General features: G+C 68.6%; 15 protein-coding genes. 6 read left to right on the top strand and 9 right to left on the bottom strand.

Annotated elements, in window-relative coordinates; genetic code table 11:
* Window positions 1–12: 12 nt before the first annotated feature.
* Window positions 13–1,650, top strand: coding sequence for a serine/threonine-protein kinase (locus ACWEOI_RS04715; protein WP_452358951.1), 1,638 nt, complete (start codon window positions 13–15; stop codon window positions 1,648–1,650).
* A gap of 118 nt (window positions 1,651–1,768) precedes the next feature.
* Entirely contained in the window at window positions 1,769–3,283 is a 1,515-nt protein-coding gene (locus ACWEOI_RS04710) for a serine/threonine-protein kinase (protein ID WP_452358950.1), read from the top strand.
* Between the two features lie 7 nt (window positions 3,284–3,290).
* On the opposite strand, the gene ACWEOI_RS04705 is transcribed toward ACWEOI_RS04710, so the two are convergent.
* The 4 genes from ACWEOI_RS04705 to ACWEOI_RS04690 form a co-directional block, all read right to left on the bottom strand.
* Window positions 3,291–5,111: a glycosyl transferase gene (locus ACWEOI_RS04705; protein WP_433673539.1), complete on the bottom strand. Its 1,821-nt coding sequence runs from the start codon at window positions 5,109–5,111 to the stop codon at window positions 3,291–3,293.
* A gap of 203 nt (window positions 5,112–5,314) precedes the next feature.
* Window positions 5,315–7,246, bottom strand: a complete 1,932-nt coding sequence (locus ACWEOI_RS04700; protein ID WP_452358949.1) for a galactan 5-O-arabinofuranosyltransferase — start codon at window positions 7,244–7,246, stop codon at window positions 5,315–5,317.
* A 145-nt stretch (window positions 7,247–7,391) separates the two neighbouring features.
* Entirely contained in the window at window positions 7,392–8,153 is a 762-nt protein-coding gene (locus ACWEOI_RS04695) for a decaprenylphospho-beta-D-erythro-pentofuranosid-2-ulose 2-reductase (protein WP_379277959.1), read from the bottom strand.
* Window positions 8,150–9,652 (bottom strand): FAD-binding protein, encoded by a 1,503-nt coding sequence (locus tag ACWEOI_RS04690; RefSeq protein WP_433669747.1) that lies wholly within the window; start codon window positions 9,650–9,652, stop codon window positions 8,150–8,152. Before ACWEOI_RS04690 ends, ACWEOI_RS04695 begins: the two co-directional genes overlap by 4 nt.
* A gap of 71 nt (window positions 9,653–9,723) precedes the next feature.
* Between ACWEOI_RS04690 and ACWEOI_RS04685 the strand changes: the two genes are divergently transcribed.
* Entirely contained in the window at window positions 9,724–10,179 is a 456-nt protein-coding gene (locus ACWEOI_RS04685) for a GtrA family protein (protein WP_452358948.1), read from the top strand.
* Window positions 10,180–10,186: 7 nt separating this feature from the next.
* Here ACWEOI_RS04685 and ACWEOI_RS04680 read toward each other — a convergent pair whose 3' ends face one another.
* From ACWEOI_RS04680 to ACWEOI_RS04670, 3 genes are all read right to left on the bottom strand, one after another.
* On the bottom strand, window positions 10,187–10,804 hold the full coding sequence (locus tag ACWEOI_RS04680; RefSeq protein ID WP_379277964.1) for a pyridoxamine 5'-phosphate oxidase family protein: 618 nt from the start codon (window positions 10,802–10,804) through the stop codon (window positions 10,187–10,189).
* Window positions 10,805–11,216: 412 nt separating this feature from the next.
* Window positions 11,217–13,517 (bottom strand): molybdopterin-dependent oxidoreductase, encoded by a 2,301-nt coding sequence (locus ACWEOI_RS04675; protein WP_452358947.1) that lies wholly within the window; start codon window positions 13,515–13,517, stop codon window positions 11,217–11,219.
* 191 nt (window positions 13,518–13,708) lie between these two features.
* Window positions 13,709–14,176, bottom strand: coding sequence for a hypothetical protein (locus ACWEOI_RS04670; RefSeq protein ID WP_433669750.1), 468 nt, complete (start codon window positions 14,174–14,176; stop codon window positions 13,709–13,711).
* A gap of 373 nt (window positions 14,177–14,549) precedes the next feature.
* Between ACWEOI_RS04670 and ACWEOI_RS04665 the strand changes: the two genes are divergently transcribed.
* Together ACWEOI_RS04665 and ACWEOI_RS04660 are read left to right on the top strand one after the other, a co-directional pair.
* Window positions 14,550–15,131: a DUF4282 domain-containing protein gene (locus ACWEOI_RS04665; RefSeq protein WP_433669752.1), complete on the top strand. Its 582-nt coding sequence runs from the start codon at window positions 14,550–14,552 to the stop codon at window positions 15,129–15,131.
* 107 nt (window positions 15,132–15,238) lie between these two features.
* Window positions 15,239–16,111, top strand: a complete 873-nt coding sequence (locus ACWEOI_RS04660) for a helix-turn-helix domain-containing protein (protein WP_357275186.1) — start codon at window positions 15,239–15,241, stop codon at window positions 16,109–16,111.
* A gap of 9 nt (window positions 16,112–16,120) precedes the next feature.
* Here ACWEOI_RS04660 and ACWEOI_RS04655 read toward each other — a convergent pair whose 3' ends face one another.
* Window positions 16,121–16,537: a MarR family transcriptional regulator gene (locus tag ACWEOI_RS04655; protein ID WP_433669754.1), complete on the bottom strand. Its 417-nt coding sequence runs from the start codon at window positions 16,535–16,537 to the stop codon at window positions 16,121–16,123.
* A gap of 60 nt (window positions 16,538–16,597) precedes the next feature.
* Here ACWEOI_RS04655 and ACWEOI_RS04650 point away from each other — a divergent pair, with 60 nt between their 5' ends.
* Window positions 16,598–18,088: an MFS transporter gene (locus tag ACWEOI_RS04650; RefSeq protein ID WP_452358946.1), complete on the top strand. Its 1,491-nt coding sequence runs from the start codon at window positions 16,598–16,600 to the stop codon at window positions 18,086–18,088.
* Window positions 18,089–18,199: 111 nt separating this feature from the next.
* On the opposite strand, the gene ACWEOI_RS04645 is transcribed toward ACWEOI_RS04650, so the two are convergent.
* Window positions 18,200–18,766, bottom strand: a complete 567-nt coding sequence (locus tag ACWEOI_RS04645) for a dTDP-4-dehydrorhamnose 3,5-epimerase family protein (protein ID WP_452358945.1) — start codon at window positions 18,764–18,766, stop codon at window positions 18,200–18,202.
* Window position 18,767 lies beyond the last annotated feature (1 nt).

Here is an 18,767-nt window from a genome sequence, read left to right as displayed (position 1 = left end):
AGGTGCGCGATCATGGCCGATCCGAAGCCGGGCGAGGAGATCGCCGGATATGTCATCGAACGCTGGATCGGGGCCGGGGGATCGGGCACCGTCTACGCCGCCCACCATCCCCGGCTACCCCGCCTGGCCGCCCTCAAGGTATTCAACCGCGACGAGGTGGACGCCGACACCGAGGGCTGGCGGCGCTTCGAACGCGAGGCCGACATCACCGCCCGCTTCGACCATCCGAACATCGTGTCGGTCTACGACCGCGGCATGGACGCCGGAAGATTGTGGATCGCCATGCAATTCGTGGCCGGCCCCGACGCCGACGGCGTCACCGGCCTGGCCCCCGAACGGGCGCTGCGCATCGGGGGCGGCATCGCCTCGGCCCTCGACTACGCGCACGGCCAGGGCGTGCTGCACCGGGATGTGAAGCCCTCCAACATCCTGCTCTCCCCGGCCGCCGACGGCCGCCCCGAACGCGCCCTGCTCACCGATTTCGGCATCGCGCGCCTGCGCGACGAGACCACCCACGTCACCAAGACCGGCGATATCTCCGCCACCTTCGCCTTCGCCTCCCCCGAACAGGTCTCGGGCCGCTACCTCGACCCCCGCACCGACCAATACTCCTTGGCCTGCACCCTTTTCGTGCTCCTCACCGGCACCCGCCCGTTCCTGGCCACCGACCTCGCGGGCTGGATCTACGCCCACACCAGCACCCCGCCCCTGCACGTCACCCAGCTCCGCCCGGACCTGTCCGCCGCCTTCGACCCGGTCTTCGACCGCGCCCTGGCCAAACATCCGGACGAAAGATTCCCCAGCTGCACCGATTTCGCCGACGCCGCCTGGCACGCCTGGCAAACAGGTTCCGCGCAAACCATCCTGAACCCGGCCGCCGCGGCCCCGAGCACCCCGCCGCCCGGTTTCGTCACCGACCCGTCCGTCCTACGCTCCCCCCGCACCGACCCGACCCTGCTCCGCTCCTCCCGCACCGACCCCACCGCCCTCGCCGGCGGCTACCGCACCAACCCCGGCGCACCGGCCTATGGCGTCGCCTACGGCGCGCGCACCGGATCCTTCGAAGACGCGCCGCCCCACCGGCATCGAGCCCCCGAACCCGTCCCGGTGTCGACGGGTGTGAGCCGTGGCGTGGTCACCGGCCTGCTGGCCGTGCTGGCCGCCGCCGTGATCGGCGGCAGCGCCATCGTCGTCACCATGAACCTCGAGAGCCACGGAAGATCCTCCGGCACACCGCTGTCCGCCGCGGTCCCGACCGTCGCCTCGGCAGCCCCCACCGCCGTCACCACGGTCGCCGCCACCACCCCACCGGCCCCCGCGGGCCGCGTCCCCTCCGCCTTCGTCGGCGACTGGTCCGGCACCAGCACCGCCAACGCCGACCGCTACCGCCTCTCCATCCGCCAGGGCAACCTCAACGACGTGGTCGTCACCTCCACCGTCCTCCGGGACAGCCGCCCCATCTGCGTCTTCGACTACCGCCTCCTCGGCGTCCCCGGCACCGCCGACATCACCGTGGGCGCGGGCAATCTGGTCACCGGCGACGCCGACGGCTGCCTCGTCCAAGGCACCCACGAACTCGTCCTCACCGACGGCCGCATCACCCGAGCCCTCTCCCGCAGCGGCGCCGTCACCTACACCCGCACCAACTGAGAACCGAAAAGTCCTTCAACCGGCCGGAATTCGATAGGGTTCCCACGACACGCGCGCTTCGGCGAAGATCGACAGGTCGTCGGCGCGCGGTGTCGGCGAGGAATGGAGAAGCGGGGGCATGGCGGAACTCCGTCCCGGTGAGATCGTGGCCGGGCATGTGATTCAGCGGAGGATCGGGACCGGGGGGTCGGGATCGGTCTACGTGGCGCGACATCCCCGATTACCCCGCATGGTGGCGCTCAAGATCATGCACCAGAGCGCGCTGATGACCGAGGCGGACACCTGGCGGCGCTTCCAGCGCGAAGCCGACCTCACCGCCCGCTTCGACCATCCGCACATCGTGTCCGTCTACGACCGCGGCGTCGCCGAGGACCTGCTGTGGATCTCCATGCAGTACGTCGACGGCCCGGACGCCGGACTGCTGCGGGCCGTGGCGCCCGCGCGGGCCCTGCGCATCGGGACCGAGATCGCCGGCGCCCTGGACTACGCGCACGGCAAGGGCGTCCTGCACCGGGATGTGAAGCCCTCCAACCTGCTGCTCGCGCCCGCCGACAACGGTCGCACCGAGCGCGCGCTGCTGACCGACTTCGGCATCGCCCGGCTGCGCGACGAATCCACCAAACTGACCGCGACCGGCGTCATCTCCGCCACCTTCGCCTTCGCCTCACCCGAACAGGTGTCGGGAGCGCCCATCGGACCGCAGTCGGACCAATACTCCTTGGCCTGCACGCTTTTCGTGCTGCTGACCGACCGCCGCCCCTTCGACGCCGATAATCCGCTGGGCTGGGTGCACGCGCACACGGCGGTCGCGCCGCTGCGGCTGAGCCAGGTGCGGCCCGATCTGCCGCGGGCGCTCGACGACGTGCTGAGCCGCGCGCTCGCCAAGGATCCGGCGCAGCGCTACCCGACCTGCACCGACTTCATGAACGCCGCGCGCGACGCCGCGGAGTCCCGAACGCCGACAACCTATTTCGTGACACCGCCGCTGCCGGGCGGCGCGCCGTCGAATCCACCGCCGAACGCCGTCCGGCCCGCGCCACCGGAACCCGCGCCGCCCGCGGCACCCGTTGCCGGTCCGACCCGCCCGCGGCGCGGCGTCCTCGTGGCCGCCCTCGGCGTGCTGTTCGTGGTCACCGCCGGCGGCCTGGGCTACGGCTTGTTCCGCTACCTCGGTTCGGCGGCGGAGGTGACGAACGCGTCCAGCACCCAGGCGTTCTCGCCGGTCTCGACCGTCAGCCCCACCTCCGCCGGTCGCCCGGCGACCGATGGGCAGGTGCCCGGGTCCGTGCTGGGCCGCTGGTCGGCGAAGACCGGCCCCTCGGGCGACGGCGACTACGCGCTGACCATCAACGGCGGCAATATCGGCGACCAGGTCTTCACCCTCACCGAGAAGATCACGCTGCCCGGCGGCGGCCAGGGCATCTGCTCGTACACCGCGCTGCTGGAGTCCAGCAATCTGTCGACCCGCATCTCGGTCGGGGAGTCCCGGCTCGAAACCACCGGCAGCGATCACGGCTGCCCGGTGTCCGCACCCCGGACCGATGTCGAGTTCCGGGGCGGCACGCTGGTTCGCTCCGGTGCGAATTACCCCGGAGCGACCTACACCAAGGTGAGCACGCCGCCGGCGCGCTGACGCGGGGTCAGTGCAGGAGGGTGCGGACGTCCCACAGCCAGACGCCGTCGACGTACTTGGCGGGGAAGCCGAGGAGCTGGTCCAGGGTCAGGCGCAGGGTGTCGGCGTTGTCGGTGGGCGGGAGGACGACGACGTCGGCCTGCCAGTAGCGGAGGTCGACCAGGGCGCGGATGCGGTCGGACTCGTCGATCGCCGGGATCTTGTTGGACTGCTGGGCTTTGGTCAGCAGGGTTGCGGTGGGGCGGTCGTCGGGGCCGTAGCGGCCCTTCTTGGAGGAGCCGGTGGGGCCGACGAAATAGCCTCCGGCGAGGGGGAATTCGAAGCCGGAGTCCACCTGCCAGCGCAGGGCGCGGGCGTCGGGGGCGGTGGGCGGCGGGGCGATGACGACGGAGCCGCCCGAAACGTATTGGCGCACCGTGCCGTCGGTGAAGAACGCGGGTGTGGGGGCGCGCTGGACCACCGGCAGGACGGTGGGGGTGAGCGGCAGCAGCGCGAAGACCAGGGCGGCGAACAGGGCCAGTGGGCGCCAGTCGGTGGCGGAGACGCTCCAGTAGTCCAGGGCGCGCTGGGTGGCCAGGACCAGCACCACCGCGATGGCGGGGATGGCGGCCATGGTGAAGCGGGACTCCAGCACCGAATTCAGCAGCGGCACATGGTCGAGCCACTTCCACGGCAGCACGATGCCGGTGTCGCCGAGGCCGATGGTGGCCGAGGCGCCCAGCGACAGGATCGTGAACAGGGCGATCACCGCGGCGGCGGCGCGCACCGCGCGTTCCCGCCACATGAGGATGATGGCCACCGACACCACGATCCACAGCGGCCAGCCGAAGTACGAGTTCTCCTCGGTGGCGTTGATGGCCACGTTCTGGCCGTGCGAGAACATGCCGCCCAGGGACTCGGACGGGAACTGGAACAGCGCCTTCAGATCGTTCTTCATCGGCCCGTGGTCGATGGAACGGTAGGACTGCGGCCCGAAGAACTGCCACCACAGCGGAATATCGGTCAGCGCCACCGTGATCAGCGCCGCCAGCAGCACCGGCGGGGCCAGAGCGCGCACCATCCGCAGCCCGGTCTTCGGGGCGTGCAGGTGATAGACCAGCGCGAAGAGACCGAAGGCGAGCGCGAAGATGAGCAGCGGTTCCTCACCGAGCGCGATCTGCGTCGCCACCAGCAGGCCCAGCACGAAGGCGTCCTTGTTGCGGCGACCGCGAGTCACCTCGGTGCCCGCAGCGGCGCGGCGCGCCATCCGGATCACCTTCAGGGCGATCACCGGCAGCAGCGCCAGCAGCACGAAATTCGGGTGGGCATTGGCGTGCGAGATCATGGCGGGCGCGAACCCGCAGAACAGGCCGCCCACGGCCGCAGCGAATTTGGACGACACCAGTTCGCGGGAGAACAGCCAGTACCAGGCGAACGCGGTGCCGCACAGGCCCAGGGTCAGCACCAGCACGAAGGTGACCGTCGGCCCGAACAGCAGCGTGACCGGGGTGAGCGGCACCCCGACGCCGAACATGGCGGTATTGGCCATCATGTTCACGCCGTCGGGATAGTTCTGCAGCGTGGTGCCCAGCGGATTGTGCAGATGCGAGACATCGTGGGCGGTGACCGCGAAGAACCACTCCCACATGGTCTGGTCCTGGCCACTCTTGATCAGGTAGCCGCGGTCGGTGTGCAGCCACTGACCGGACAGCACCAGCACCGCCAGCGACAGGTACGCGCCCGCGACGAACAGATCGGCTCGTGCCAGGCGTAGCCGTGCGGCCGTGCGCTGCGCGCGAGTCAGGTTGGGACGGGCCGTATTCGGCGTGACGCGGTCGAGAACCGCCACCGCCGAGCCCGTTTCGTTCCCCCGATCGGTTTCCCGCCCCTGTGCCAACGCATAACTCCTTGTGCCTTGCAATCAGCGGCCCACGCTACAGCTTCCCGCTGAGATTGCACTGGCAAGTCGAGAAGTTATCCACAGAATCGGACAGTTATCCCCAGATTCTGCCTCACTTTTGGGGATAAGTGATCCTTGTCTCGCCCCATCCCTCAGACACGCACGACGAGGGTGAACGGTCCGATATCGGTGATGCGGTAGTGCCCGTCATCGAACAATGCCTTGGGCAGCGTCACCGTGATGCGCTTCACATTCGGATCGTTCGGGTAGACGTCCTGGGACAGCCGCAGCGTGTAGCCGTCACCGGAACGCCGGAACAGGAACGCGTCCGGCGCCCGCCACGGGCAGTGCTCGAGCGCGTCGGTCAGCTCCTGCGGCGTCTTCAGTGTGCCCCAGCGCTGGATCTCGGCGGTGCGCGCCGCGAAATCCGCCAGCGGGTTCGCGTAATGCGAAGTGAGCGCCTGGAATCCGAAGTATGGGTAGATCGCGAGGAAGCTGGTGTCCGCGGTCAGCACCACGCTGCCGTCGCGCGGCCGCCCGGTCTGCTCCAGCAGTTTCGCGTCGATCTCGCGGTAGTAGGAGACCGCCGACGGAGCCCGCTGGTCGGCGCGATCCCCATTGCCGTCGGTATCGGTGTACGCCGTGGTGATCTCGGTGGCCAGCACCGTCGGAATGCCCTGGCTGAACCCGATCGCCCCGGCCAGCGCCACCGCGGCCGCCGCGACCCGGAACCGGCTCGGCTCGTTCAGCGCCTGGTAGACCGCCCGCGCACCCTCGGCAAAGGCGAATACGCCCGCCGCCGACAGCAGCGCCAGCAGCGGCGACTCCAGGCGGAACGACAGCAGGGTGGTTCCGGCCGCCGTCGCCGCCATGGACAGCAGGCACCACAGGTAGATGGCCACCACGCCGATGCCCAGCGCCTGTGCGCGCCGTGAACTGCCCGCACGCAGCACCAGCCAGATGGTTCCGGCCAGGCAGAACACACCCAGCAAATCGAACTCGGTCATCGGCAGCGGCAGCCGCGAACCCGTCTCGGGAAGGTAGTGGAACGCGGAGCCGGAGCCCAAAGATGCCTTGCCCGACAGGAACTTCAGCAGGAACGGGGTCCAGACGGCGAGTGCCAGCACGCCCGCGATGGCACCGATTCCGATGAGCCGGACCAGGATCGGCCAGATGGCCCGCCAGGTGTGTTGCGATCGGATGGCGAGCCCCGCGGCGATGACGGCCATCAGGCACACCGCGAAGACGGCGACACCGAGGTAGAGGCTGTAGAAGGTGGCGCCGAGGCCGAGGAACAACCCGGTCCCCACCACAGCGCCCCAGCCGCCCGCGGTGGTCTCCGTGTCCTCGCCGGACTCGGCGGGCCGATAGAGCGCGCCCCAGGCCAGTACCAGTGCGGGTCCCAGCAACAGCGTGAGCACCGCGCTGTACGCCTCGGGGGCACCATAGGCCAGGGTCACCGCGGTGGTCGCGGCGGCGACAGCGACCGCCCAATCCGCGCGAATCAACTTGGACCACAGCACCAGAGCGACAGTCGCCGCGACCGCCAGACCGATGATCGCGAAGGGCTTGAACGCCTCCCACCCGGCCATGCCGGTCAGGCTCGCGAACCGGCCGCCGAGCCAGAACCAGCCCGCGGGATAGAACGGCGGCAGTTCGGCGTAGTTCATATCGCGCAGCGCCGCACTGTCGGTCAGCCGCGTCAGATACTGCGTCCGGAATTCCTGGTCCACGGACATGCCGAACAGGTACAGCTTGGTCGCGGCCAGCGGCATGCCGAGCGTCACGGTCACGAAGGCCGAAAGTCCGCCCCAGGACAGCAGTTTCGCGACCCACCCCCATTTGCGCAGGCGCAGCAACACGACCGCGACCACCAGCATGGCCAGCGCGGCCACCTGCCCGACGGTGGTGAGCGCCCGGGTCACATTGGAGGAGTTGAACGCCGGCCAGTGCACGACCGAGAACGCCTCGAGCCCGATCGCGGCCACCACGGCCGCCACCACGGCGGCGAGCACGGCCTCCCCGGCCGCATTACCGGCCTGCCGCGCCAGCACCGCCGCTCGCCCGCTCGCCCGCTCGCTCATCCGCACCAGCCCTCCGCATTCATGTCATGGACCGCCGGTCAGCCTAGCCAGTGCCGCGTGCGCGGACCTCTCGCCGGGGCCGACCCGCCGGAAATGAAAAACGCCGCACCCCGGGACCGGAATGCGGCGTTGATCGCAAACTCGCCTAGATGGGCAGCTTGCGGAAGATCGGACGCGGCACGTGCCGCAGGATCATCATGACGTAGCGGAAAACGCCCGGGGCCCAGACGATTTCCTTGCCCTTCTCCGAGGCGGACACCGCGAGCTGCGCGACGTCTTCCTTGTTCACGGTGAGACCGTTCTCCTTGGCGTGCGCGGAGAGCCGGGTGCGCACCATGCCGGGGCGGATGACCGTGACGCGCGGGCCGAACTTGGCGATGGCCTCGCCCAGTCCCAGGTAGAAGCCGTCCAGGCCGGCCTTGGTGGAGCCGTAGACGAAGTTGAAGCGGCGCACCCGCTCACCGGCGACCGAGGACATGGCCAGAATGCGGCCGAAGCCCTGCGCCTTCATCTTCTCGCCGAGCAGCACACCCACCGACACCGCGGCGGTGTAGTTGATCTCGGCCATCATGACGGCCTTGCGCTGGTCCTGCCAGAAGATCTCGCCGTCGCCGTCGATGCCGAACGCGACGATGGCCACGTCGATATCGCTGGTGGCCCAGGCCGCGTCGATCACGGCCGGGTGGCTGCCGGTGTCGAGCGCGTCGAAGTCGACGACCTGGACCTCGGAGGCCCCGGCCGCCTTCATCTGCGACACGGCGTCCTCGCGCAGCGGGTCACCCGGCAGGGCCGCCAGGACGATGCGCGCGGGGCCCTTCTTCAGGTACTCGGCGCAGATCGCCAAGCCGATCTCCGAGGTGCCGCCCAGCAGCAGAATGGACTGCGGGTTGCCTACCGCATTGATCACTGAAGCTCCAGCCTTCTCGCCATATCGGACATGAAAACGCCTGTGGGGTCGACGCTCCGGCGGATCTTGATCCACTCGTCGATCCGCGGGTACATCTTGTGGAAGGTCTCCGCGTCGGTGCGCGAATCCTTGGCAGTGTAGAGGCGACCGCCGAATTCCAGGACGCGGCGGTCCAGTTCACGCACGAAGTCGTTGAGACCCGGGCGGACCGGGAAGTCGACGCAGATGTTCCAGCCCTCCATGGGGAAGCTCAGCGGCGCCGGGTTGCCCGGACCGAAGAACTTCAGCACATTGAGCGCCGAGTGGTGACCCGACCGCTGGATATCCACGATGATCTTGGTGAATTCGTCCAGCGCCTCGGGCGGCAGCACGAATTGGTACTGGATGAATCCGGCCGAACCGTAGGCCCGATTCCACTCCGACACCACGTCGAGCAGGTGGTAGAACTGCGTCAAGTTCATGATCTTGCCGCTGTAATTGCCGCCGAGCGCGTAATACGCCTCGCCGACCATGCCCAGCGTGAACTTGTTGGCCGCGAAGCTCGGGAAGATATCCGGCACCGTCAGCAGATTCGGCGCATCGAACTTCAGCGGATTCTTGCGCAGCTTCTTGGGCAGCTCGTCGAGTTTCGCCAGCCGGCCGCGAGACACATTGGCGCGACCCAGTTTCGGCGGCGCGCTGATCGCGTCGAACCAGGTCGAGGAGTAGGTGTAGTTCTCCTCGGACCCGTCCGAGTGGACCCGGATGGTCTCTTCCAGGCTGGTGGTCTTGATGCCGTCGGAGATGAAGTAGGCCGTCTCGGTCGGCGTCATCTCGATGGTGGCGCGCAGCACGATGCCGGTCAGGCCATTGCCGCCGACGGTCGCCCAGAACAGTTTGGCGTTCTTCTTCGGCCCGATGGTCTGCACCTTGCCGTCGGCGGTGAGCAGATCGATGGACCGCACGTGATTGCCGAAGCTGCCCGCGCTGTGGTGGTTCTTGCCGTGGATGTCGGAGCCGATCGCGCCGCCGACGGTGACCTGCCGGGTGCCCGGGAGCACCGGAACCCACAGGCCGAACGGCAGCGCCGCCTTCATCAGCTGGTCGAGGGACACGCCCGCGTCCACGTCCACCAGCCGGGAGTCCCGGTCGATGCGGTGGATGCGGTTGAGCGCGGTCATGTCGACGACCAGGCCGCCGGCGTTCTGCGCGTGATCGCCGTAGGAGCGGCCCAGGCCGCGGGCGATGACGCCGCGACGCAGGTGCGCGGGCTTCGAGTCGTTGTCCTCCGCGACCATGGCGACCGCCTTGGCGATCAGTTCCGGGTCGCTGGTGGAGAGCACTTCCGAGGTGGTGGCCGCGGTGCGTCCCCAACCGGTCAAGCGCCGGGTCTGCGTCGGCAGGTCGAACGAACCCTGCTGTGACACGGTGCCCTCTTTTTCTTTGCCGACTACGGGGCTGTCACCGTTCGAGCTGGGCTCGGCGGCGGCCTCGGTAGTGGTCTGAGCTTTCGTGGACATCGGCATAGAGGCTACAGGCATAACCGTTCCGAGGCTTGTGTCCAATGTCGCGGGCATTACTCTTCTGCGTTGTGACCGCGGAACCCCATCTGCCCCTCCCTCCCGAGCTGCCCCTCGTCGACGAACCGGGTGGCACGGATGTCGATCTCAAGACGCAGATCGTTCGCTTCCTGGCGACGGGCATCTTCTCCGCGGTGGTGGACTTCGGCCTGTACACCCTGCTTTTCACGGTGGTGGGCCTGCCGTTGCCGGTGGCCAAGTCGATCAGCTTCATCGCCGGCACCACGACGGCGTACCTGATCAACCGGCGCTGGACCTTCCAGGCCGAGCCGAATCGCAAGCGGTTCCTCGCGGTGATCGCCCTGTACGCGTTGACCTTCGCCTTGCAGGTGGGGATCAACCAGCTCTGCTATTACGCGCTGCCGGACGCCTGGTGGCGGATCGCCCTGGCGTTCTGTGTGGCGCAGGGCACCGCCACCGTGATCAACTTCATCGTCCAGCGCGCGGTGATCTTCAAGATCAAATAGGCGCGGTTCAGGATTCGACGAGGGCGCTGGTCTCTTCCTTGGCCCGGAAGTAGTCACCGCCCTTGGCGCGCATATTGTCGGTGCCCCACTGCCGGGCCTCCCGCTGCGCGGGCACCAGGTGCGGGATGTGCTTGCGGCAGTGGATGTAGGCCTCCTCCACATCCACCACCACCCAGCGCTCGGGCATGCGGCCGCGGGACTCGGCGGGCAGATCCGGGACGCAGCGGCGCATGAGCGCGTCGTCCACGATGCGGGCGGTGCCGTTGACGTGCAGGCCGATCAGGTCCTGGACGAAGTCGATCATCAGAATGCCGACGTGCGGGTTCTCGAGCACATTGCCGAGGCTGGCCATCACGCCGTTACCGCGGTATTCGGGGTAGGCGACGGTGCGTTCGTCGATCACGTGCAGGAAGCCGGGATTGCCGGCGCGGAAACTGGCATCGCATTCGCCGTGCTTGTCGGCGGTGGCGATGAAGGCCATATCCATCCGGCGGATGAAATCGATCATGTGGGTATTGAGCCGATCCCGTACCTGATCGGAGTAGAAGCGCTCCGCTCGGTCCTCGGTGCCGTACCGATCCTGCAGTTCCCGCTCGCCGTCGCTGCCGTTTCTGACCCCGGGCATCGTGCGCCCCCTTTGGTAGCTGAAATACCGGATGGAAGAGGCTCGGCCACGAACTACGGCCACCCGAAATCCTATACGGTTTAACTATTTTCGTGTGGCGAATGCGTGAACCGGCATATCTGCCCTGGTAAGGGCGCTTCGACTGATGCCGGACAAACCTTCCCGATGCGAGGATCCTCCCGGATGAAACCGCTCACAAGGGACCTTCGTCCCTTAGCTGTGGGGATGCTGCCGGTTCATTTCAGGGTGCGGGTATGCGAGATCCCCAGGGGGCGCGGGGATTTCGCATACCTGTTTTGTCCATTTTGCAGACTTTCGCACTCGGCTCGATCGTTTTCATCCCCCTAGCTGGTGCTGATCTTCGGTACTCGAAACATAAATACCGGAAGGTCTTTTCGCGACGGCTCCGGAATCAGGCTCGGGTGAGCGTCACCGGCACCCCGTTGAACACCGCGTTCCCCGACGGGACATCCACCAGCGAATCATCGGTCAGCACATTGGCGTTCACCCCGGCATGGGTCCGGGCGACCGCCTGCGCGCTGTCCTCGTGTCCCCAGCCGTGCGGCAGGCTCACCACCCCCGGCATGATGTCCTCGGTCGGCTCCAGTTCCACGGTCACCGTGCCCGCCGCCGACTTCACCACGGCCCGCCCGTCCAGCCCCAGCCGCGTCGCGTCCTCGGGATGGATGTGCAGCGTGCACCGGTTCGACCCGCCCACCAGGGGCGGAACGTTGTGCAGCCAGCTGTTGTTGGAGCGAAGCTGGCGCCGGCCCACCAGCACCATCTCCGGCCGGCGGTCCTCCGCGCGCGCCCGCAGCCGGGCCACATCGGCCAGCAGCTGCGCGGGGGCCAGCTCCACCTTCCGCGAGGCCGTCCGCAGCGCGCCGGGCAGGCGCGGGCGTAGCGGGCCGAGGTCGATGCCGTGCGGATTGTCCAGCAGTACTTGCAGATTCAGCCGACCCGCCCAATTCTCGGTCGAGTCCCCGGAATCGGCGTCGCCCGCGGCGGACGGCGCCGTCGGAGCCTTCGCCGCTGCCGCCCACTCGCCGAACGGGCCCAGCCGCAGCATCAGGTCCAGGCGCTGCTCGGTGGTGTTCGACCCGAGCAGTTCCGCACGCCGATCGGCCATCCCGGCCTTGTGCAGGGTCCCGGCGATCACGATCTCGTCGACCACGGTGAGGGGATCCAGCCCCGGCTGCGGCTCCTGCCCGGACACCGCGAGCGCCAGCCGGGCCATCACCTCGGCCTCGGACAGCTCGTCCTCGCCCAGCGCCGTCACCGGCGGCGAGTAGCGGGCGTAGTTCCGCACCGCGAAATTGAGCAGCGCGAAGTCGTAGTGCGGGGACTGTGTGACGCGCGGAGGCGGCAGAATCACGTCCGCGTGCCGGGTGGTCTCGTTGAGGTACCGATCGACGCTCACCATGAATTCCAGGCCCTCGAAAGCGGCATCCAGGCGTGCGCCGCTGGGCGCGGACAGCACCGGATTGCCGGCCACCGTCACCATGGCCCGGATCTGCCCGTCCCCGGGCGTCAGGATCTCGTCGGCCAGCGTCGCCACCGGCAGTTCGCCCATGGCCTCGGGCAGCCCGCGCACCCGGCTGCCCCAGCGCCCGGTCCGGAACGGCCGCGACCGCACGATGCCCAGCGCCGCGCCCGTCGCGAACATGGCCCCGCCGGGCGAGTCCAGGTTGCCGGTCAGCACATTGACCACGTCCACCAGCCACTGCGTGACCGTGCCGAACTCGGCGGTGCAGGTGCCGATCCGGGCGTAGACGGCGGCGGTGGGCGCGGCGGCCAGCTCCCGGGCCAGCCGCGCGATGGTCCCGGCGGGCACCCCGGTGCGCGCGGCGACCAGCTCCGGCGGGAAATCGGCCGCGGCGGCGCGGATCTCGTCGAGCCCGTTCACCTCGACCCGGATGTCGGTCAGCTCCTCCGCGAACAGCGTGTGCACGATCCCGAACAGCAGGTAGGCGTCGCTGCCCGGCCGCACGAACAGGTGCTCGTCGGCCAGCTTGGCGGTGCGGGTGCGGCGCGGATCCACCACCACGAAGCGGCCGCCGCGCTGCCGCAGCGCCTTCAATCGGCCCGGGAAATCCGGTGCGGTGCACAGGGATCCGTTGGACTCCAGCGGATTCGCGCCCAGCATCAGCAGGTAGTCGGTCCGGTCCAGATCCGGCACCGCCACGGTGAGCGGGTCGCCGAACATGAGCCCGCTCGACACCTGCTTGGGCATCTGGTCGGCGGTGCTGGCGGAGAACAGGCTGCGGGTGGCCAGGGCCCGGATCAGCAGCGGCACGTACAGCGCACCGGCCACGGTGTGTGCGTTGGGGTTGCCGAGATACAGGCCCACCGCCTGATTGCCGTACGCGGCCGACACCTGCGGCAGCCGTTCCCGGATCACCCCGAAGGCCTCGTCCCAGCTCGCGGCCCGCCAGGTATCGGTGGCGCGATCGCGAATCATGGGCCGGGTGAGCCGGTCCGGGTCGCCGTCCAAGTGGCCGAGAGTCGCGCCCTTGGGGCAGACGAAGCCTTTGCTGAAGGGGTCGGCGTGATCTCCGCGCACCGACACGATGCGGTCGCTGCCGTCGAGGGTGAGTTCGAGTCCGCACACCGCCTCGCAGAGCGGGCAGGTGCGCAGCGCGGTCCGATGATCACCCTGAGCCGTCCGATGATCACTCGGGGCGGTCCGGGGGCTGTCCGTGACGTGGGTCATACCCAATGATCGCCCGGCGGCGGATCGGGCGAAACACCTGCGGCGGACGAATCGCGATGGGGGAGCAGGAAATCGCGAGGCCTGCGCTGATGTCCGTTATCTCTTAATTCGCAACGTTCGGACCCGGATACGGTGAAACCCGCGAGCGCCGGGGAGCACTCGCGGGCTTCGAGTCGTTCGTGGAGCCGGTGTCAGGAGGCGATACGAGTCGCCTGCGGCCGGGCTCCTTTGGCGGCGGCGCGGACGCCCGCGGCGATGGCGACCACCGGCGGGATCCAGCGGGCCTCGTGCGGGGCGACGCCCCAGCAGGCCGCACCGGCGGACAGCTTGCTCGGCGGCAGCGGGATGCCCGCGCCGTCGGAGTAGACGACCACGCCGGCGTCGCGCAGCGCCTCGATGGCGCGCACGGCCTTGGCCAGGCCGGTGACGAGGTGGATCTCGCGGCGCTCGGCGCCCGGGATCTCGATGACCGGGCCGGTCAGGTCGTTGGCCCGCAGGTAGCGGCGCACGAACGCGGCGGTGTCGCCGGTGACCTCGATGCCCGCGATGTTCTCGTCGGTGACCAGGCAGACGCCATTGGCGGTTTCGGCGACCGTCCAGCCGCGCTGGATGTAGTCCTGCGCAGATTCCGCAACGGCTGACGAAAACGTCGTACGCACTGGTTTCTCCATTCCCCGGTAGATCTAGTTCCTGCTCTGGTGGCGTATCGGAGCGGGGGGTTCGCGGCGTTACACACCCTTTTTCACCTCGAGTCCGGATTCTTTGCAGAACGTCATGTGTCCAGTCCGCTTCGACCGAAAAGCGGCTTTGGCTCATCTGCGACACCCGGATACCGGACCGGCTCTCGCCTGCGACGACGCGTCAAGGGCGCTACCGCTCGGTTCGGAGCCCGTCATCAGCCCGCCGGCGTGACGTGTTCTACAACACACTCTCTCGTCGTGCGGGCCTCCGGCGTTACCGGAGACACTGAATCGGCCGAAACCGGAGACACAGAATCGGCCGAACGGGTCTGCGGGAGAGGAGATCGTCGGCATGGCCGAACAGCCGGGGGAGTCGGAACTCGAGGAGCTCGAGAAGCTCGAGGAGCTCATCGAGGAAGGCCGCTGGGCCGCCTTCAAGGAGGCCGCCACCCGCCGCATGTCCCGGCGGCTCGCCGAGGAAGAAGACCCAGAGGAACCGGTCGAACCCTTCACCAGCCCAGGAGCATTCGGCGCGTGGAGCGTGGATGCCGCCCGCGCCCTGCTGGACCTGCAGTTTCACCACGCCGCCACCCGCACGCTGCTGCCGCTGGCATATCTGCTGGGCTTGGCGGGTGCTTTCACCATCCCGATCGTGGGAACCGTAGGGTTGTGGCGAATCTCGGCCTGGCTGGGAATCGTGTTCGCGGTGGTGTTCGCGGTGCCGCTGGGCCTGGTGATCGCCGCGGTGGTGCGCCTGCTGCTGGAGTTCGTGCTCAACGCGTCCCGGCTGGCGGCGCGGGTCGAGCATATTTCCGATATGGCCGACGATCTGTTCCAGGCGCTGTCGGATGTGGCGGAACCGGTCAATCAGCTGTCCAAAGATGTTCAGGCAGTGCAATTCTGGCGCTTCCGCCGCCGGTCTTCCCGGAAGTAGCCTGGGTAGCGGCCCGTTACGTCTCCGCCGGGAGCGTGTCCCGCGTCCATGGATCGCTGAGTTTTCCTGTGCAACAATGCGATCGCAACACTGGTATAGGGGGACGAATGGCTCTACCGCAGGGGATTACCGGATCGACCGTGCCGCGCCGGCAGCTCGGCCGACACCTGCGCGACCTGCGAAATCGCGCGCGCATGACGACCCGGGTGGCGGCGCAGCGACTGGAATGGTCCGAGGCCAAGATCTGGCGCATCGAAACCGGTCAGACGTCGTTGCGCAGTCTGGATGTCGAGGCCATGTGCCGGATCTACGGTGCGCCGGAGGACGCCATCGAACCGCTCACCGCGCTGGCCCGCGAGACCAAGGCCCGCGGCTGGTGGACCGAGTTCAGCGATGTGATCGACGAGGGCTACGAGGTCTACATCGGGCTCGAGGAAGCCGCCGGAAAGCTGATCAGCTACGAGAACGAGCTGGTCCCCGGGCTGCTGCAGACCGAGCAGTACTACCGCGCGGTGCTGGCGGGGGCCTACCCCGGCATCTCGCCCGAGCAGCTCGACCGCCGGGTCCGGGTGCGCACCGCGCGCCAATCCCTGCTCACCCGTGCCGATTCGCCGCTCCAGCTGGACGTGGTGATCTCCGAGGCCGTGCTGTGGCACCGCGTCGGCGGTGACGAGGTGACCCGCGGCCAGCTCGACCGGCTGCACAAGCTCGGCGAGCTGCCCAATGTCCGGCTGCGCCTGTTGCGCGCCGAGTGCGGCTACCACAACGGTATGGACGCGGGCCGGTTCGTGTTGCTCGAATTCCCCACCGCCGCAGGCGAACCCACCGAACCGCCGGTGGTGTACGTGGAGTCGCTGACCGGTTCCTCGTATCTCGACAAGGAGCCCGAGGTGGCCCGCTACCGCGAGGCCTTCGCCTCGGTGAGTTCCATTGCGGTGGACGCGCTTCCGATCATCGAGTCGGTGCGCGCGGCGCTGTAGGGCGCCGGTTCACTGGCCCAGGGTCTGGGCCAGCACCGCACGGTGCGTGGGCGCGGCCTGCTCGTGCAGTTCGCGCCCTTTTTCCGTCACGCAGACGAAGATCGCGCGCCGATCGTTGGTGCACAGTGTGCGATCCACCAGGCCGTCGCGTTCCAGCCGCGCCACGGTGCGCGAGAGCGCGCTCTGGCTGAGGTAGATGTCATTGGCCAGATCGCTCATCTTGTAGCTGTCGCTGCCGGTTTCGATGAGGCGGTCCAGGGTCTCGAATTCGCTGAGCCCGATGTGGTGGCGGCCCTGCAGTTCCTTCTCCAGGGCGCACGAGGTGGACGCGTGCCGGGCCAGGAGCTCGCGCCACTCACCCACCAGCCCCGACGTCTCGAAAGACGTTGTCACAGGCCGGTCGACGGGCAGTGTCGGCTTCGGCATGGGGGTCATCTTAGTCGCTCGGGCAAAATCATGCCACCGCATTAAATGCTTGTGCATTTGATGCGCACGCATGTACCGTCCTCTCTCGTGACTTCCACCGAGATCCGCCCCGCAGTGAGCACCGCGGCCGACACCACGCAGTGGACCGCCCGGCTCTGGGGCATGCTCATCACCCTGTGCATCGTGCTGTTCCTCGACGGCCTCGACGTCTCGATGATCGGCGTCGCGCTGCCCTCGATCGGCACCGAACTCGACATCCAAACCTCCACCCTGCAGTGGCTGGTCAGCGGTTACGTGCTCGGCTACGGCGGCCTGCTGCTGCTCGGCGGCCGCACCGCCGACCTGCTCGGCCGCCGCAAGGTCTTCCTGATCGCCCTCGCCGTCTTCGCCCTGGCCTCGCTGGCCGGCGCGCTGGTCAGCTCGCCGGCGCTGCTCATCCTGACCCGCTTCGTGAAGGGCCTGGCCGCCGCGTTCACCGCGCCCACCGGCCTGTCCATCATCACCACGAACTTCCCGGAGGGGCCGGCCCGCAACAAGGCGCTGTCCATCTACACCGTCTTCGGCGCGGGCGGCTACTCCATGGGCCTGCTGTTCGGCGGCCTGATGACCGGGCTCGGCTGGCGCTGGACCTTCCTGCTGCCCGTCCCGATCGCGCTCGCCGCCCTGGCCGCCGCGTACTACCTGGTCCCCAAGGACAAGCCCGCCGAAGAGGGCGGCCACGACCTGCTCGGCGCGCTGCTGTCCACCGCCACCATGCTGCTGCTGGTCTACACCGTCGTCTCCGCGCCCGCCGCGGGCTGGGCCTCGGTCCGCACCATCGGCTCGTTCGTCGCGGTCGCCGTGCTCGCCGCCGCCTTCGTCTACGTCGAGAACAAGGTGCGCTACCCGCTCGTCCGCCTGGGCATCCTGCGCAAGGGCACCCTGGTCCGGGCCAGCCTGGCCATCATCGCGGTCGGCGGCTCGTACTTCAGCTGGCAGTTCATCACCACGCTGTACCTGCAGGACACCCTCGGCTGGTCGCCGCTGAAGCTGGCGCTGGCGCTGCTGCCGGTCGGTCTGCTGGTGGTCGCCTCGGCCTTCGTCTCCGACAAGCTGGTCGACCGTTTCGGCACCGGCCCGATCATCGCGATCACCATGGTGATCATGGGCATCGGTTACCTGCTGTACCTGCGCATCGACACCGCGCCGGACTACCTCACCGTGCTGCTGCCCGCGGTGCTGCTGGTCGGCATCGGCTGGGTCGGCTTCCCGGCCATCAACATCCAGGCCACCAGCGGTATCGACGACGACGAGCAGGGTCTGGCGGCCGGTGTGCTGCAGACCGCCATGCAGGTCGGCGCGGCCATCGTGCTCGCGGTGACCACCGCCATCGTCACCTCGTCGGTGCCCAGCCACCCGACCCCGGCCACCATGCTCGACACCTACCGGCCGGGCCTGCAGTTCGCCGCGGGCGTCGCCATCGTCGGTGCCCTGGTCGCGCTCACGGCCTTCCTGCCGAAGGTCCGGGCCCGCCCGGCGGACCGCGACGCGGAGGTCGAGCTGGTCGGCTAGTCACCCGCCGGTCGGGTCCGCCGCTCACACGGGCTCGGCCGGCTTCCCGAAAACAGCCGAGGCGCACCGTTACTCACGGTGCGCCTCGGCTTCGGCGTTTCGGGCGGAAAGTCAGTGCGGCAGTGTCAGATCCGCGAGGCGCGGGGCCGCGGCGTCCTTGTCGGAGCGGACGAAGGTGAGCGGCTCGCCGTCGCGGCCCACGGTCGGCCAGGCGATGGCCAGGTCCGGGTCGAAAGCGTCCAGGTCCCGGTCGAATTCGGGGGAGTACTCCAGCGAGCACAGGTAGTTCACGGTGGAGTTGTCCTCCAGCGACAGCAGCGCGTGCCCCAGGCCCTCGGCCAGGAACACCGACTTGCGCTCCACATCGTCGATCACCACCGCGTCCCAGGTCCCGAAGGTCGGGGAGTCGCGACGCAGGTCCACCACCACGTCCAGGAACGCGCCGCGCACGCAGGTCACGTATTTGGCCTGGCCGGGCGGGGTCTCGGTGTAGTGGATGCCGCGCAGCACGCCCGCCGCCGAGGTGGAGATATTGACCTGCAGCAGATCGAAGGGCCGGCCCGTCGCCTTCTCGAACTCCGAGGCCTTGAACGACTCGTAGAAGACGCCGCGGTCGTCTCCGTGCGGCCGGGGGGTGAACTCCCACGCACCCGGCACCGACAGTTCCCGAATCCGCATG

This window comes from Nocardia sp. NPDC004340 (genome assembly GCF_053602575.1).
This window is presented reverse-complemented; position numbering and strand designations above follow the sequence as displayed.

Bases quoted from the DNA above. Each gene is read 5' to 3' on its own strand.
- ACWEOI_RS04715 (WP_452358951.1), top strand. From the start codon at position 13: ATGGCCGATCCGAAGCCGGGCGAGGAGATCGCCGGATATGTCATCGAA.
- ACWEOI_RS04710 (WP_452358950.1), top strand. From the start codon at position 1,769: ATGGCGGAACTCCGTCCCGGTGAGATCGTGGCCGGGCATGTGATTCAG.
- ACWEOI_RS04700 (WP_452358949.1), bottom strand. From the start codon at position 7,246: ATGAGCGAGCGGGCGAGCGGGCGAGCGGCGGTGCTGGCGCGGCAGGCC.
- ACWEOI_RS04690 (WP_433669747.1), bottom strand. From the start codon at position 9,652: ATGTCCACGAAAGCTCAGACCACTACCGAGGCCGCCGCCGAGCCCAGC.
- ACWEOI_RS04680 (WP_379277964.1), bottom strand. From the start codon at position 10,804: ATGCCCGGGGTCAGAAACGGCAGCGACGGCGAGCGGGAACTGCAGGAT.
- ACWEOI_RS04675 (WP_452358947.1), bottom strand. From the start codon at position 13,517: ATGACCCACGTCACGGACAGCCCCCGGACCGCCCCGAGTGATCATCGG.
- ACWEOI_RS04665 (WP_433669752.1), top strand. From the start codon at position 14,550: ATGGCCGAACAGCCGGGGGAGTCGGAACTCGAGGAGCTCGAGAAGCTC.
- ACWEOI_RS04660 (WP_357275186.1), top strand. From the start codon at position 15,239: ATGGCTCTACCGCAGGGGATTACCGGATCGACCGTGCCGCGCCGGCAG.
- ACWEOI_RS04655 (WP_433669754.1), bottom strand. From the start codon at position 16,537: ATGCCGAAGCCGACACTGCCCGTCGACCGGCCTGTGACAACGTCTTTC.
- ACWEOI_RS04650 (WP_452358946.1), top strand. From the start codon at position 16,598: ATGCGCACGCATGTACCGTCCTCTCTCGTGACTTCCACCGAGATCCGC.
- ACWEOI_RS04645 (WP_452358945.1), bottom strand. From the start codon at position 18,766: ATGCGGATTCGGGAACTGTCGGTGCCGGGTGCGTGGGAGTTCACCCCC.